Origin of the sequence: Zooshikella sp. RANM57, from assembly GCF_050749885.1 — a bacterium.
Taxonomy (GTDB): domain Bacteria; phylum Pseudomonadota; class Gammaproteobacteria; order Pseudomonadales; family Zooshikellaceae; genus Zooshikella.
In genome coordinates, this window is sequence record NZ_JBOIUB010000003.1 from 417,529 (window position 1) to 433,627 (window position 16,099).

The 16,099-nt window shown below is 41.9% G+C and carries 18 protein-coding genes; 5 read left to right on the plus strand and 13 right to left on the minus strand.

Annotation, left to right across the window (positions count from 1 at the left end; translation table 11 throughout):
* Positions 1–40: 40 nt before the first annotated feature.
* From nadA to ruvC, 12 genes are all read right to left on the minus strand, one after another.
* On the minus strand, positions 41–1,105 hold the full coding sequence (gene nadA / locus ACQ96U_RS09250) for a quinolinate synthase NadA (protein WP_431720957.1): 1,065 nt from the start codon (positions 1,103–1,105) through the stop codon (positions 41–43).
* Between the two features lie 175 nt (positions 1,106–1,280).
* Positions 1,281–1,931 (minus strand): 7-carboxy-7-deazaguanine synthase QueE, encoded by a 651-nt coding sequence (gene queE / locus ACQ96U_RS09255; RefSeq protein ID WP_431720958.1) that lies wholly within the window; start codon positions 1,929–1,931, stop codon positions 1,281–1,283.
* 261 nt (positions 1,932–2,192) lie between these two features.
* Positions 2,193–2,972: a tol-pal system protein YbgF gene (gene ybgF / locus ACQ96U_RS09260; protein ID WP_431720959.1), complete on the minus strand. Its 780-nt coding sequence runs from the start codon at positions 2,970–2,972 to the stop codon at positions 2,193–2,195.
* A gap of 168 nt (positions 2,973–3,140) precedes the next feature.
* Positions 3,141–3,659 (minus strand): peptidoglycan-associated lipoprotein Pal, encoded by a 519-nt coding sequence (pal, locus tag ACQ96U_RS09265; RefSeq protein WP_431720960.1) that lies wholly within the window; start codon positions 3,657–3,659, stop codon positions 3,141–3,143.
* Positions 3,660–3,717: 58 nt separating this feature from the next.
* A complete protein-coding gene (gene tolB / locus ACQ96U_RS09270; protein WP_431720961.1) occupies positions 3,718–5,004 on the minus strand; it encodes a Tol-Pal system beta propeller repeat protein TolB in 1,287 nt (428 codons plus the stop codon).
* A 5-nt stretch (positions 5,005–5,009) separates the two neighbouring features.
* The gene (tolA, locus tag ACQ96U_RS09275; RefSeq protein WP_431720962.1) at positions 5,010–5,909 is read right to left on the minus strand and encodes a cell envelope integrity protein TolA; all 900 of its coding nucleotides are present in this window, start codon (positions 5,907–5,909) and stop codon (positions 5,010–5,012) included.
* A gap of 73 nt (positions 5,910–5,982) precedes the next feature.
* Complete coding sequence (gene tolR / locus ACQ96U_RS09280; protein ID WP_431720963.1) at positions 5,983–6,414, minus strand: protein TolR; 432 nt, start codon at positions 6,412–6,414, stop codon at positions 5,983–5,985.
* A gap of 3 nt (positions 6,415–6,417) precedes the next feature.
* Complete coding sequence (gene tolQ, locus ACQ96U_RS09285; protein WP_431720964.1) at positions 6,418–7,113, minus strand: protein TolQ; 696 nt, start codon at positions 7,111–7,113, stop codon at positions 6,418–6,420.
* Positions 7,114–7,358: 245 nt separating this feature from the next.
* Positions 7,359–7,757 (minus strand): tol-pal system-associated acyl-CoA thioesterase, encoded by a 399-nt coding sequence (gene ybgC / locus ACQ96U_RS09290; protein WP_431720965.1) that lies wholly within the window; start codon positions 7,755–7,757, stop codon positions 7,359–7,361.
* An 89-nt stretch (positions 7,758–7,846) separates the two neighbouring features.
* Positions 7,847–8,851 carry a Holliday junction branch migration DNA helicase RuvB gene (gene ruvB / locus ACQ96U_RS09295; RefSeq protein WP_431720966.1) on the minus strand — a complete coding sequence of 335 codons (1,005 nt, stop codon included), beginning with the start codon at positions 8,849–8,851 and terminating at the stop codon, positions 7,847–7,849.
* A gap of 11 nt (positions 8,852–8,862) precedes the next feature.
* Positions 8,863–9,465, minus strand: coding sequence for a Holliday junction branch migration protein RuvA (ruvA, locus tag ACQ96U_RS09300; protein ID WP_431720967.1), 603 nt, complete (start codon positions 9,463–9,465; stop codon positions 8,863–8,865).
* 40 nt (positions 9,466–9,505) lie between these two features.
* Positions 9,506–10,024, minus strand: coding sequence for a crossover junction endodeoxyribonuclease RuvC (gene ruvC / locus ACQ96U_RS09305; RefSeq protein ID WP_431720968.1), 519 nt, complete (start codon positions 10,022–10,024; stop codon positions 9,506–9,508).
* Positions 10,025–11,168: 1,144 nt separating this feature from the next.
* On the opposite strand from ruvC, the gene ACQ96U_RS09310 reads away from it, so the two are divergent.
* Both ACQ96U_RS09310 and ACQ96U_RS09315 read left to right on the plus strand, forming a co-directional pair.
* A complete protein-coding gene (locus tag ACQ96U_RS09310) occupies positions 11,169–11,798 on the plus strand; it encodes a class I SAM-dependent methyltransferase (protein WP_431720969.1) in 630 nt (209 codons plus the stop codon).
* 82 nt (positions 11,799–11,880) lie between these two features.
* Entirely contained in the window at positions 11,881–12,630 is a 750-nt protein-coding gene (locus ACQ96U_RS09315; protein ID WP_431720970.1) for a substrate-binding periplasmic protein, read from the plus strand.
* A 29-nt stretch (positions 12,631–12,659) separates the two neighbouring features.
* On the opposite strand, the gene ACQ96U_RS09320 is transcribed toward ACQ96U_RS09315, so the two are convergent.
* Positions 12,660–13,301: a glutathione S-transferase family protein gene (locus ACQ96U_RS09320; RefSeq protein WP_431720971.1), complete on the minus strand. Its 642-nt coding sequence runs from the start codon at positions 13,299–13,301 to the stop codon at positions 12,660–12,662.
* Positions 13,302–13,361: 60 nt separating this feature from the next.
* Here ACQ96U_RS09320 and ACQ96U_RS09325 point away from each other — a divergent pair, with 60 nt between their 5' ends.
* From ACQ96U_RS09325 to ACQ96U_RS09335, 3 genes are all read left to right on the plus strand, one after another.
* A complete protein-coding gene (locus ACQ96U_RS09325; RefSeq protein ID WP_431720972.1) occupies positions 13,362–14,801 on the plus strand; it encodes an ATP-binding protein in 1,440 nt (479 codons plus the stop codon).
* A gap of 37 nt (positions 14,802–14,838) precedes the next feature.
* Positions 14,839–15,507, plus strand: coding sequence for a response regulator (locus tag ACQ96U_RS09330; protein ID WP_431720973.1), 669 nt, complete (start codon positions 14,839–14,841; stop codon positions 15,505–15,507).
* Positions 15,508–15,652: 145 nt separating this feature from the next.
* Complete coding sequence (locus tag ACQ96U_RS09335; protein WP_431720974.1) at positions 15,653–16,069, plus strand: Spy/CpxP family protein refolding chaperone; 417 nt, start codon at positions 15,653–15,655, stop codon at positions 16,067–16,069.
* Positions 16,070–16,099 lie beyond the last annotated feature (30 nt).

The following is a 16,099-nucleotide window of genomic DNA, read 5'->3' on the forward strand; positions in this document are numbered from 1 at the left end:
ACGTCTATATCACTGATAAATGAAAATAAAACGACAAGGGCTAAGCATTACCTTTAATTTTAAGCTGATATTCAGCCGCAAACTCTAGCATTCGATTGAGTGGAATCATCGCTCGCCTTGCTAGATCAGGCTCAACAAACACTTCATTATTACCTTGCTCAAGCGTACTAATCGTACTCTCTAGACCATTCATAGCCATCCACGGACAATGCGCACAACTCTTACAGGTCGCACCAGTTCCTGCTGTAGGGGCTTCCAAGAAGGTTTTGCCTGGTGCGGCTTGTCGCATTTTATAAAAAATGCCTCGGTCAGTAGCCACAATGAATTGAGGGTTGGGTAAAGACTGTGCCGCTTTTATTAACTGAGATGTTGAACCTACTGCATCAGCTAACTCTACAACAGAAGCAGGGGACTCTGGGTGAACCAACACTGCAGCTTCAGGGTATATCTGTTTCAGGTCTAGTATCCCCTTTGCTTTAAACTCATCATGTACAATACATTCAGAGTGCCACAATATCATGTCAGCATCTGTTTCACGCTGAATATAACTACCTAAATGGCGATCTGGCGCCCAAATAATAGGTTTATCCTGTTCCACCAAATGCTCAACTATAGGAAGCGCAATACTTGATGTCACAACCCAGTCAGCCCTGGCTTTTACTGCAGCAGAAGTATTTGCATAGACAACAACAGACCGGTCAGGGTTTGCGTCACAAAAAGCAGAAAACTCATCAATAGGACAACCCAAATCCAGTGAACATGTTGCTTCCAAGGTCGGCATTAACACCCGCTTATCTGGGCTTAAAATTTTTGCGGTTTCACCCATAAAGCGAACCCCTGCCACTAACAATGTCGAAGCAGAGTGCTGACTACCAAAACGTGCCATTTCCAGTGAGTCCGAGACACATCCTCCCGTTTCTTCCGCAAGCTCTTGGATTATGTCATCGGTATAGTAGTGTGCAACCAGCACAGCATCCTCAGCTTTCAACAACTGCTTTATCTGCTGTTTTAGCTGACGTACCTGCTCACTACTGTACTTATCCTTTTGCAAGTGCTCTGTTGCCAGGTAGTCTTTGACAATTTGTCTATTAATATCTGCAGTCATACTTCATCAAGTATCAGGCTAACGAGAAAATTATGTTGTGGAATAGATCCTACCATATTTGCCTCAAGAAATGCCTTGTTAGCGAATAGGTTCTAATAACTCTTTTTAAAAAGGCATTAGAAAATGTAATAAGGAAAATCTAAAAAGAAGGGAACTTATTTCCAGCAACAGCACCTCAGTGCCCTGGTTCATCATTCCATAAGTATTTGTGGAGCTGCAACTGCATACGGACTGCTAATCGGTCGGCAAGTATCCACTCTGCAAGCTGCCGAGGCTCCAGCTCATGGTGAACGGGTGAAAAAAGAACCTCTGAAACCCGACGTGTTAAACCATACTCATCCATTTTAAACACAGCCCATTGGTAATCCTCCCGACTACCAATAACAAACTTGACCTGGTCCTGCTGTTTTAAATGCTCAATATTGCTGTATAAATTACGCTGTAGCTCACCTGAGCTAGGAGTCTTAAGATCCATAACAACAACAATTCGCGGGTCAACATGCTCTATAGGCAAAGCGCCGCTAGTTTCAAGTGAAACTTCATAGCCTGCATCTACAAGTGCTGTCAGTAATGGTAGGCAATTTGGCTGCGCTAAAGGTTCACCACCTGTAACTGTCACATAATGTGGCTGATACTGTAGCACTTCAGCCATAATCGCATCTAATGTCCAAATTTGACCACCAGAGAAAGCATAGGCAGTATCACAATAACCACATCTTAATGGGCACCCCGTCAACCGAATAAATACAGTAGGCAAGCCTGCAGTTCTTGTTTCACCCTGCAGTGAATAAAATATTTCTGTTAAGCGAAGCTGCTTTTCACTCATCTTTTTCTACTGCCATAAAACTGGATTATTTTTTAATACCTGCAACCATTCACTCACAGCATACTTATTAAGAATACATCACAATAGACGCAAAAACTGTAAGCACAAAGACGAGGCGTCATGCCAATGATCAAAAGATCGTTTGAACTATTGAGCCTGTTAAACAAGAAGATTCATTAAGCGGCGAGAGTATAGCGGAAATAAAGTTGAGGAGAAACCAGCAAGTATTACTTGCTGGCGTAATTAAAAACTGCAGATTTACTAGTTAACCTGCTTAAGGAAGGCTGCTGCAAGGTTAGCTGCAGCAGCATCGGGAAATTCTTTTGTTACTTTCTCTAGATAATGTTTTGCTTGTTTCTTATCGCCCAACTGGAAATAAACCCGGCCAAGCTTGTAAATCGCACCAGGTAGTTTACCGCTTTGTGGAAACTTATTAATCACTTGAGTAAACGCTTCTTTAGCAGGCTCAAGCTGATTTTGCGCCAAGTAAACTTCACCTTGCCAGTAATAAGCATTATCAGTGTAAGCACCTGATGGGTACGACTGTACAAAAGCCTTTAATGCGGTAAGCGCGTCGTCAAAACGCTTTTGACGAATCAGTTGGAAAGCTGAATTATATGCCTCTTTCTCTTTATCTGAAGTGGCAGAAGCATCAGTCATTTGTTGTGCACCAGAATTTTGGCTGCCACTGACAGATGCACCAGCACCACTCGCTGCAAGATCGGAAATTCGCCGATCAAGATCCATATAACGATCTTTTTGTTCTTGCTGCATACGCTTGATCTGATATGCCTGTTGCTCCACTAAACCGCGTAAAGACAACACTTCCTGCTGTAATTCTTCTAACTGCACGAACAACGCTGTACTATTACCTCCTTGGTATCCACGCGAAGGCGCTGCTTGTCCACTGGAGCGGCCATAAGGCGTAGGCTCAACAACGGGAACCTCAGCATAAGAAGGTAAAACTATAAGTAGACTTGTCGCTGTCAAGCTTAAGCTTGCCAACACATGTTTCACTGTTCGAGCTGTTGAATGAGTCATGACTTAATCGAACCCTAAACACTTTATTGCTGTACCCAAAGATGGATGTGTGACACCCATCTATGGCATTGCAAACAATATAAAAATGTTTGCGGGTACTTGGCAACTCATAAACATAATTTGTTGTATTCGCTACCAAGCTACCAATCAGTTCAAACTAAAATTATCTTAGTAAGCACCATTGGAAACAATCACAGCGCGACGGTTTTGCTGCCAAGACTGGTCATCATGTCCAAGTGCAACAGGTTGCTCTTCACCATAGCTGATTGTTTCAACTTGCTCAGGTGCAACACCTTTTAAAACCAAGTAACGTTTAACTGCTTTTGCACGACGCTCGCCAAGTGCTAAGTTATATTCGCGGGTTCCACGCTCATCCGTGTGACCTTGAATAATAATAGTTTTGTTAGAGTCAGATGCTAGCTTGGCTGCATGGGCATCAAGTGCTGGGTAGTCTTCTGGTAAAATTTTAGAGTCATCAAAGCCAAACAAAAACACCTTTTTATCTAACAGTGCTTGTGTTTGTGCATCAACACTTCCATCAATACCATCAGTTGCAACACCCGTGGTGGCTGATACATCTGCATCCCCTACAGAGCTAGCACTATCACCACCGGTCGTATTACAACCTGCCAGCCAGGCAACGGAAGATGCAAGCAGTACAACTTTACCGAATTTCAAAAAATCCATAAATAACTCCCGGTTTGCTAAAAAATGCTTTAGAGAAAACAAACACTACATGGTGACATTAGTAAGTGAAGTTTGACCATGCAGGTTCGCGTACATCCCCTTGCTTCGAAGGCAAGTTAAGTTTCACAGCCCCATCTGCAGAAACGGCAGACAATACACCCCGCTGGCCTTGCATAGAGCCATACAGTAGCATTGTGCCATTTGGCGCAACACTCGGTGATTCATCCAATGAAGTAGACGTCAGTAGACGCATTCTTCCCGTTTCAAGCTCTAAAACAGCAATATTAAATTGCGCAACTCCCTGCCCTTTATGAACCATGGCAATTTGTTTGCCATCTGGGAAAACCCTGGCTCTCGCATTATATCTACCCTCATGTGTCAGTCGCTCAGCTTTACCAGTTGCCAGTGTTGACTTATATATTTGTGGTGAACCACCACGGTTTGAAGTAAACACGATAGCTGAGCCATCTGGCATCCAACTTGGTTCAGTATCAATTCCAAAGTGTTTGGTTATTTGCCGTAAAGCACCCGAATTGACATCAACCAAGTAAATATCAGGGTTTCCACCTTTAGACAGCACAACCGCTAATTGCCGACCATCTGGCGACCAAGCGGGAGAGCTATTTAAACCTTTATAATTTGTTATACGACGCTGTTTGCCTGTTGCCAGATCCTGAATATAAATACCAGGTCTTCCTCCTTTAAAGGAGACGAAAGCAACCTTTTTATTATCGGGTGACCAAGTAGGAGAAAGAATGGGCTCACTCGAGGTATAAATGGCTCGTGCATTATAGCCATCTGCATCAGCGTAGTTCAATTGGTAGCGTGAACGCTGTCCACCCAACCGTTCGGCGGTAACATACATGATTTTCGTATCAAACGCACCACGTATTCCAGTTATTTTTTCATAGACTTGATCACTAATACGGTGCGCTAATTTACGAACATTCGTACTCGCAATTTTGCCTGCGGCTAAGCTTTGTTGACGAACCACATCAAGGATTGAGAAGCTTGCCTCATATCGACCACCCGCACTGTTAATATTGCCAACTACGAGATACTCGACATCTGACTTACGCCAGTCAGCAAAAACCACATCAGTTTCTGTATGTGGCATACTTAACATGTTATTTGGATCAAAGGGATCAAATTGCCCTGTCCGTTTTAAGTCACTGTTTACAATGTTGGATACATCCTCAGGGCTACTGCCACCAAAAGGCACCACCGCCACCGAAACAGCACTATCAACACCCTGAGTAATTTCAATGGTGAGCTCTGCTAACGCCTGCTGTCCATAGAATGTTACCAGCAACAGCGTCAGCATTGTGGAAATAATTTTTTTCACTGCGCTTAGTCCTCCGGGTTACTAAAATTCATAGCAAATCGACGAAAATTACTTTCAAACACTCGCGGCTTGAGCTGTCTTAACTCAGGAATGCGTCCCACTCGTTCCACAGCTTGTACAGCAGAACGATCAAATAGTGCATTACCACTGGACTGAATTACAGATACATTCACCACTTCTCCAGTAGGTACTAATTGAATTTGTAACCTTACTTTCAGTCCTTTCGTTAAAAAACTAGGTTTTCGCCAGTTTTGCGTTACAAGTTGTTCAATTAAGGCAGACATTGACGCAACTTGTTTTTGACTCGCCGCTGCATCCTGTCGAGCACGCTCTTCAGCTTCTTCTGCAGCCAACATTTTTTCCAACTCAGACTCTTGCTGACGACGTAAGGCTTCTTCTTTTGCTTTACGCTCACGCTCTTGTCGTGCTTTTGCCTCACGTTGCTTGCGCTGTTTTTCTTGTTGCGCACGCTTAGCTGCCTCAGCAGCTTTACGTTTAGCTTCAGCCGCGGCTTTTTGTTTAGCCTCTTCGGCTGCTTTACGTTTTGCTTCTGCCGCAGCTTTACGCTTCACTTCTTCCGCTTTTTTCCTAGCGGCCTCCTGCTGCACTTTTTCTTGAGCTTTACGTTTAGCTGCTTCAGCTGCTTTCTGTTTAGCGGCTTCTGCCGCCTTACGCTTGGCTGCTTCCGCTGCTTTTTTCTTAGCCTCCTCAGCCGCTTTACGCTTAGCTTCTTCAGCTTTTTGTTTTGCCTGCTGATTAACTTTGTTTTTTTGAGGTGTTGCTGCTTTTTGCTGCTGTTTTGTGGTTGACTTTAAGCCTACTAATCTCGCTTGAATCAACTTAGGTTGTTTAACTGTATGTCGCTCTGTAGGAGATGGCCATGCTATAGATACAGCTATAATCATGATCAAATGCAATCCCACTGCTAATACAGCAGGTAATGTATAACCGTTTGGAAGCCTCACAAACTAACCACTTCTATTGAGTCAAATCTTGCGGGTCTGTAATTAAGCCAACATTTGGCACGCCTGCCTGTTGTAAAGCAGCCATAGCTGTCACAACAATGCCATAGTCAACCTTTTCGTCCCCTTTGATTAAAACCATACGATTAGGCTTAACACGTAGTATTTTACTTACCTGCTCTGTAATTGCTTCCAACGGTACAGGTTGATCTTGCTGCTTACCAATATTGATGTAATAGGTACCATCTTCTTTTACTGAGACAATGATGGCTTCTTCGTCTTCTTTTACATCAAGCGGCTTAGCATCAGTCTTGGGTAAATCAACATTAACCCCTTGGGTAAGCATAGGTGCAGTAACCATAAATACGATCAGCAGAACCAACATAACATCGATGTAAGGCACTACATTAATATCAGACATCTGCTTGCGTGAAGAGCGCCTTGCCATAACTTACCCCTGCTGCTGCCGCGGCCGGCTATGCACATTACGGTGTAATATGCTAGAAAACTCTTCAGAGAACGTGTCATAGCTATTAAGTACTGTATCAACACGTGCAGAAAATCGGTTGTACGCTACAACAGCAGGAATTGCCGCTAACAAACCCATTGCTGTTGCCACTAACGCTTCCGCAATACCTGGGGCAACGGTTGCCAAAGTTGCCTGCGTCTGGTTAGCGAGCCCTCTAAAAGAATCCATAATACCTATTACAGTGCCAAATAAACCAATATAAGGACTAATTGAACCTACAGTTGCTAAAAAAGGCAGGTTCGTTTCCAAACGTTCCTGTTCACGAGACATTGCCACACGCATTGCACGCTGTGTTCCTTCCATCACTGCATCTGCATCAGCACCAGAATCTTGCTTCAGTCGTGTAAATTCTTTAAAACCTGAGCGAAAAATATGCTCCATCCCACTATCAGGATCAGGGTCATTGGTCACTTGTCTAAATAGTTTTGATAAATCTATACCAGACCAAAATCGATCTTCAAATGCAGACGCTGCACGACGTGCATTTATTATCAAAAATGCACGTTGAATGATCATTACCCATGAAACAATCGATGTGCCTACTAAAATAAGCATCACTAACTGTACAACCCAGCTAGCTTGTAGAATCAAAGACCAAATGGACAAAGACTCAGTCACTACATCCCCCTAACGGAGCACCCGTAAATGCAATAGTATTAAAACGTTAGCCGGCAACTAAATTACATTTTTTAGCACTGGTATACTGATTAGATAGATCAATGACCACTTTGGTTTCCATCATTTCATCCTACCTATCAGCAGACATCAGCAATCAAAGACGACACCTGCTAAATACTTGCCTAATAAAAAGCAGGGCGAATCATAACACTGCACATTGTTACTTGTCGTTGTTTTACGAAGACTTATGCAATTTTACAAATAAGATCACGAGGAATAGCTTGAGGCCTTAACGAATCAAATGTGACACAAGCAACTTTAACCTTTGCCTCACACAAAAGCTCACCCGTCTCACTGAGTGTCACCTGCTGGTGAAATACTAAATATGTGCGCTTAACTTCGGATAATGACACGCTAACATCTATTTTATCATCCAGCTTGGCAGGCTTTTTATAATCCACTGTAGCGCTATGGACAACAAACATCACATTTTGTTCATGAAGCTTTGCCTGCTCATACCCATACTGTCTTAAATATTCAGTACGGGCTCTCTCCATAAACTTAAGGTAGTTAACATAATAAACAATACCTCCCGCATCTGTATCTTCATAATAAATACGAAAATTTAAGGCAAAAATGGACACAATAACTCCATAAGCAATCTCAGTAAAAATATTAAGTCATGCGTATTAAAGGCTGGTTAGGTTATCCTGATCACATGAAATAGTTATAATCAGGTTGGCTTAGACAAGCCTAAATGATGATAAACGGCATCGGTAACAACACGACCACGAGGTGTACGCAGGATATAACCTTGTTGCATTAAGTAAGGTTCTAACACATCTTCAATGGTGCCTCGTTCCTCACTAATCGCTGCAGCCAAGCTATCAACTCCTACAGGACCACCATTAAACTTTTCAATCATTGTTAACAGCAGCCTTCTATCCTGTTGATCAAATCCTATATGATCAATGGCTAACATAGACAGCGCCTGATCCGCCATGGGTTGAGTAATGATGCCTTCCCCTTTGACCTCAGCATAATCTCTTACCCTACGCAGCAACCGATTAGCAATTCGTGGTGTTCCACGAGAGCGTTTTGCTACTTCAGTAGCACCTTCAGACTCAATAGCAACACCTAAAATATTGGCGGAACGGGTTACAATGTGGGTTAAATCAGGGACATTATAAAACTCAAGTCGCTGCACAATGCCAAAACGGTCGCGCAATGGTGAAGTGAGCAACCCCGCTCTGGTGGTTGCCCCCACCAAGGTAAAAGGCGGCAAATCCAGTTTAATAGAGCGTGCCGCAGGACCTTCACCAATCATAATATCCAATTGATAGTCTTCCATTGCGGGATAAAGCACTTCCTCAACCATTGGGCTTAAGCGATGAATTTCATCAATAAACAACACATCACCTGGCTCTAAGTTAGTGAGCAAAGCGGCAATATCACCCGCCTTCTCAAGAACAGGTCCAGAGGTTGTTTTCAGCTGTACATTCATTTCTGTTGCCAGAATGTTTGCCAGTGTTGTTTTTCCAAGACCTGGTGGCCCAAAAATTAATGTATGATCTAACGCCTCATTTCGCTGTCGTGCCGCATTAATGAAAATTTCCATTTGCTCACGAACTTGAGGTTGTCCAACATAGTCTTGTAAAAGCTTGGGACGAATGGCACGATCCTGTGAGTCTTCTCCCCCAGACGCGGCTGGGGCTACAAGTCGATCAGCTTCAATCACACTGCACCCCCTTACTTCACCATGCCTTTCAATGCAAGCCGTATCAGCTCTTCTCGTGTTGCACCTGCCTGGTAGTGAGTCTTGATTGCTTTCTCTGCATCAGATGCCTTATAGCCTAGTGCTTGCAATGCACTGACGGCATCCTGCAACACATCATGCTCACCAGGCTGATCAGATGGTATAGCGAATAAAGACCCACTGTCAGTTTCCCAGCCTTTTAATCGATCACGCATTTCAATCAACAAGCGCTCTGCCGTTTTTTTACCAACGCCTGGCAGCTTAACTAATGTTGCTGTGTCTTGACGCTGTATACTATGCACAAAGTCTTGAGTTTCCATACCAGACAGAATGGTTAGCGCCAGTTTAGGACCTACCCCATTCACCTTAATTAAGGCCCGGAATAACATTCGCTCTTGTTGAGTGACAAACCCGTAAAGTTGATGGGCATCATCCCTTATTGCTAAGTGTGTAAAAAGCGTAACCTCACCGCCAACTTCTGGTAACTGATAAAAGCTACTCATTGGCGCCTCTAATTCATAACCCACCCCCTGCACATCAATCATCAACTCAGGAGGCTGTTTTATGATCAAAACCCCTTTCAAACGTCCAATCATAAAATTAAGTTCACATATTCAAACATCAACTAATAATGCTTCAACGTATCCGACGTCGCCGTGTACTTGAAGCGCCTGCAATTTTGATTAAGCTTTGTTGCGTATGTGCGTGACACAAAGCCACAGCCAAAGCATCTGCGGCATCAGCAGGGGGGCAACGAGATAGCTTCAATAAATGTTGCACCATATGCTGAACTTGAGACTTTTCTGCTCCACCTTTGCCCACCACAGACTGCTTTACTTGCCTGGCAGAATACTCTGATACTGGCAGCCCTTGAGCAACAGCAGCGACAATGGCTGCACCTCGAGCCTGTCCCAGTTTTAATGCAGAGTCTGCATTCCTCGCCATAAATACCTGTTCAATCCCAACGGATTGGGGCATATAACGTTCAATAACAGCGGTTATACCCTGAAATATTTCTTGCAACCGATCAGGCAGATCTGTTGTTGTCATTCGAATACAGCCACTTGCAACATAGTCAGTTTTTGCCCCTAGCTGGCTGATCAAACCATAACCAGTGACTCTAGAGCCTGGGTCAATACCTAAAATAATTGCCATGGTTAATTAATGCACTACCCCAAATCAAATTACTGTATAATTATACATCTATTGTAGTGATAGCAAGTAGCTAAATAATGCTAGTGCCCATTTATAACCAACTCACCAGACTTTTCCTTAAATACCAAGACGCTCACCTTCATAAATAACTCATCTAAGCATCACTTTGATGAATCAGAAACCTCCTGTTACAAACAAGTTCCTTTTGTTACCAAAACACTGTATTCCTTCTCCTGACAAGGGACTATTCTGTTTGGACGAGTAGCTCGCGAAACATTAGCTGGCCGCAAATAATAAAACTATTACAACTGATGATTATGTCTGAGTCCCAAAAGTCTATCCTTACGATTTCAGCAATTGTCTCCTGCCTGTTCATTATATTGTTAACAGCCAATTTGCTATGACGTAAACATAACCTAGCTAATCTCGTTAGCTTGCTTACCAGTACACTCCCCCTTTCCTGTCATCACCAAAATACCTGACTGTTGGCGTTACAGCTCAACAAAACTTACCGTGCGGTTAAGCACTTAAAAGCCCCATGTCTTTACTGACAACGACCCAACACTAACAACTACTCAACCAAAATCATTAAACCGCCCGCCCCTTGTAACTTTTTTGCAACAAAATATAGGTAATATAACAACAACTCTGTATTGCATGATTAATCCTTAGTATTAACCGTAACAGTGTAGTTACTTTCCATAACCTTTAATTAAAAGCATGATGACTATCAAAAGATTTCAACTTTCTGATAATTCACCATTGCTAAACCCAAAAAATTGTAGTAATTTTACAACATAAGTTATTCAGACATTCATTTTTAAACTAAACCTACATTCCATAAAGGAGGTGAGGTAGCACTGTCTCAGAAATGATTTCGTTTTGGTCAGAAACAACTTGATCAAAACCAACACGTTTTAAGCCATCTTTGTATCAGCTTGTGTCAAGATCGTTATCTCCTCTTACTGCTTAACGTTCCAAAACCCTCTCACTGCATGACACAAGCTGTTTTTTTTCCCTCTCTTAACACTCATAAAAAAGTATCTTTGTATACGCTTGCGCGTTTAAACCTTATTATTTACACTTCAAAATATTTTTTTCATCACAACTACCCTTGCATTCAAGGAGGTAGAACTATCCGGTTATGCCTTACTTTAACGAATACTGTGAACCAAATACGCTTCAAGCACATGGCATTGTAGTGCTTGAAAAAAAACACCACGCCATTAAAACACTAAAAAGAAAGCACAAGCCGTCAATACACGGCCACAAGCTGTGGCATTCAAGCTTTTTATTAATGGACTATTTAAATTTTCACCCTTTACCTAATAAAGCTTCTTTATTAGAAGTTGGCTGTGGCTGGGGAACGACAAGTATATTTTGCGCTAAACGCTTTAATGCAAAAGCGACAGGGGTAGACCTAGACCCGAGCGTCTTTCCTTATCTCCAAATATTGGCTGATTTCAATCAGGTAACCATTAATACTGAGCAAGCACCTCTTGAAAAGCTGAGCAAAACAAAGCTAGCACATCATCACACCGTGTTAGGCACTGATATCTGTTTTTGGGATGAGTTAGTCAACAAGGTATACAACCTCATTAGACGCTCTTTGCAAGCAGGTGTTAAGCAAGTTGTACTTGCAGATCCAGGCCGCTCTACTTTTCACCAGCTAGCTGAACGCTGCAGTAAAAAGTACTCAACGGAGTGTCACCCATGGTATACCCAGGACCCAGAATTTATCTCTGGTTACATTCTTTGTGTTAATGGATCCTAATATTCACTGAAACTCCTGTCTCGCCAAGCCTTGACTATACTGTTAGCAGTACTGCGGCCTCTCAACTAATATGGCGGTTTTCGTGAGATATAGTCTATGGCTTGTGCTCAGCCTGGTATATATAAAAAGTTTTGCCCTCGAACTAAATATTCGCGTGGTAACCGAGGAGTTCCCCCCCTATAACTATACCCAAAATCAAAAACTGGTTGGTCTCAGCACAGATATTGTCCAGGCAGTATTCAAAGAGCTAAAAATAAACCCAGAAATTAGGGTTTATCCCTGGGTAAGAGCCTACCAAACAGCACTCAATGAACCAAACACGCTCATCTTTTCTATTGGTAGAAATCATAAACGCGAAAACCTATTCAATTGGATAGGAGTCATTGCACCCGCAAAATCTTTCTTGTTTAAACTACAAAGCCGAAATGACATCACTATCAACACACTTCAGGATGCAAAACCTTATTTAATGGGCACCTTTCCTGAAAGCGTTCGAGAACAGTATCTAATCGGAAAAGGATTTGAGAAAGGCGTTCACTTAGTCAGCACCTACAGCTATGAAAAGAGTTTCAACTTGTTGGTCAACAAGCGTATTGATCTTTGGGCTATGAATGAACTAGTAGCATACTATATAGCCCGCAAAGCAGGCTATGACCCTCACAAAACGCTAGAAAAAGCCTTTTTTTTAAAGGAACTCTCGCCTGAAGGTTATTACATGGCGTTCAACAAGGAAACAGATGCTGCTGTCGTACAAGCCCTTAAAAATGGACTTGAAGCCATTAAACAAAAAGGACTCTACCAGCAAATTCAACAGCAGCATTTCGGGAAATAGAATTGCCTGACAATGTGAAAATTCAATATCTACGATGAAAGCAGTTTTTCATCAACCTGCATACACTCTTTAAACACTGGTTCTTGCCATATACGCTCCAAGTACGCAGCCAAGATTGGCCAACGTAATGGATCAACTTCATAGTTAGCATAATGAGCATTTAAAAACTGACTACCTAGTGCAATCTCAACAATACCAAATGTATCAAATACATAGTCAGAAACAGGTACATGAGACTCTAAATAATCAAGTACTGGTGGAATATCTTGATTAATGGCTTTTTCAACCTTTTGCTCATCAACGGGCTGTTTTTTAAATTTTTGTTTAACAATACGCTCCAAGAATAAAGGTGGGCCTAAAACTTCCATCACTCGACTGTCAGCATATTCCTCAAACCATAAAGCTTGCGCTTTGAGTTTTGGATCAGCAGGATACAATTCATATTGTTGGCCATATTGATCATTTAAGTACAGACAAATAATCGTTGAGTCCGGAATTGTTAAATCACCATCAACTAATACAGGTACTTTTCGGAGTGGATTAAGTCGATCAAAATCCTTTGGTAGATCAAAAGGTACCACGGGCTTAAGTTCGTAATTTATCTTCAATAACTTCAATGACACTATAACTTTACGAACAAAAGGTGATAAAGGAACTCCATAGAGAAGCATACGCCTACTCCCTTAGCTGCATTCAAAAGTAATACGCTAAAAGCACATCATGACCAAACCATGAAAAAATATATAAACCGATTAAATCCTGGCACAATTTTTCTTAGCATACGCTGGAAACTGTATATTCTCGTCGTTATTACAACCAGCTTAGTTGCCTTAATTATGTTGGGACTCATTCAATGGAATTTTGATCGAGGCTTTTTAACATATATTAATCAACAAGATAAAAACCAGTTGGAACAGATCATTCCAGAACTGACCAAGTACTATCAACAAAGTAACAGTTGGCAACCATTAGTTAACCATCCACAGCACTGGGCTGAGTTACTGATAAAAGCGCTCAAGCCAATAAGAAGAGAGTCTCATCTTCCCTTACCAACCCACCGACCTCGGTTTAGATCCTTTCTGCGCCGCTATGTATTACTTGATGAAAAACAACAAATATTAATTGGCCATATTCCTCAGCAAGCTGTCCCTCTAACACTCCCTATTGAGATAAAGAACCAGCTTGTAGGGTATGTTGGAGTCATTCCAAGAAAGGAGCTTACAGACTTTAATGATATTGCTTTTGCTGAGTCTCAACGCCAACTTTTACTTATTTTTACTGGGGTCGTCATTGGATTAAGTGCTCTCCTGACTATTCCCCTTGCAGGCTCGATAGTCAAGCCTATTCAAAAACTGCGAACGGCAATGAATACCTTGGCCAGTCAAAAACAAACGACAACCTTAGATATTAAGCAACATGATGAAATCGGTTTACTCGCAGCAGACTTCAATCAATTAAGTAAAATTTTGGAACATCAGGAACACCTAAGACGACAATGGTTAGCTGATATTGCACATGAACTTCGTACTCCCATCAGTGTTTTACAAGCTGAACTTGAAGCAATTGAAGACGGCATCCGCCCCCTGACCCTTAACAGTATTCAATCTCTACAAGATGACTTAGGACGATTAACACGCTTAGTTAATGACCTTCACCACTTAGCCCAAGAAGATACAGGCGCAATTGACTATCATCTGTCAGCTCAACCCTTACAACCTATTTTAGAGAAGTTAGTTAAACGCCATATACCGCTTCTTGAAAAACACCAGTTGTCCATTACCGTCAAGGATCACTGCACAAAACCAATTGACTTAAATCTTGATGCTGATCGTATACAACAGTTGTTTATCAATTTACTGTTCAACTCTTTGCACTACACAGATAGTCCTGGACAAATACATGTTACGCTTCAAACACTCGATAATGATTTAACGGTAACCTGGGAAGATTCAGCACCGGAGGTCCCACAGGGTTCACTCCCTTACTTGTTCGATAGACTTTATCGTGTCGACTCGTCCAGACAACGTGTGAAAGGTGGAGCAGGCTTAGGTTTAGCCATTGTGAAAGCAGTGTGTGATGCGCACCACGCTCACATCACAGCCCAACAATCTTCTCTGGGAGGTTTAAAATTAAGCATCAATTTTCCATTACTACCCAACAATAAAACTTAAGCTATAAGTGGCAAACTTACGTTATTAATGTATCACTATGGAAAAACAAATACTGATTGTTGAAGATGAAACAAAGCTTGCTCAGCTTATGGCTGACTACATAAAGCATGCAGGCTTTAGTCCATATATTCTTAATGAGGGAACAGATGCAGTTTCATGGGTAAAAACACATCAACCACAACTTATTTTGCTGGACTTGATGCTACCGGGTGTAGATGGTATTGAAATTTGCAAACAAATACGCACATTTACCAATACACCACTTATCATGGTCACTGCACGTATTGATGAAATAGATCGTTTATTAGGGCTGGAATTAGGAGCCGATGACTATATTTGTAAACCTTTTAGCCCTCGCGAAGTTGTTGCAAGAGTTAAAGCTGTACTCCGTCGAACAAATGAACCTTCCTTTGCTGAAAATGAGTTGCTTCATTTAGATAAGCACCAACTACGCGCTACATATTTTGGAGAATATGTACCACTGACGACCATTGAATTCCAACTATTAGCAATTCTTGTTGATAACCCTCACCGTATATTTAGCCGTAGCCAACTCATGGATAAGATCTATCAAGACCACCGTATTGTGAGTGAACGTACTATTGACAGCCATATCAAAAAAATTCGTAAAAAATTAGCAACGATAAATGACAGTCAGGAAGTCATTCATTCAGTGTATGGTGCTGGCTACAAGTATGAAGACTAAATTAACGTATTCTCATCACACATAATGCCCAAGCAGAGCATTCATAAAAAGACTTATTAACTTCCTTTTTTCATCCACATTTCTTCCTTAATTAGTTTGTATCTTACACCTCATACACCAAACAACAGATTACGAGGTGATCAACATGAAGAAAAGTTTGAAGCTAAACGTTATCGCCCTGGTACTACCTCTAGCACTTGGCGGACTCGCTTGGGGTCAGCAAAATGAAGGAAGACCCGACCCAGGAGAGCGTGCAGCTCAGGAACTTGGGTTAACCACTGAGCAGAAACAATCATTCCAAAGTATCATGAAAGCTCAACACCAACAGCGCAAAGCGGTACATGAAAAATACCGTGATCAAATTCAAGCAGAAATGGATCAAGTTTATCAAGGCACATTAAGTCAGCTCGAAAGTGTACTAACACCTGAACAGATCGAAAAATTTAAAGCTCATCATGAACAGCGTAAACAAGCCATGAAGGAAAAAGGCCATCGTGGTAAAAAACGTGGCAAAAACTGTGGTCAGGGTTGGCAACAAAAAAATACAACAGCTGCAGAATAGCAACATGCTAACAAAAAAAGCAGAGGTTAA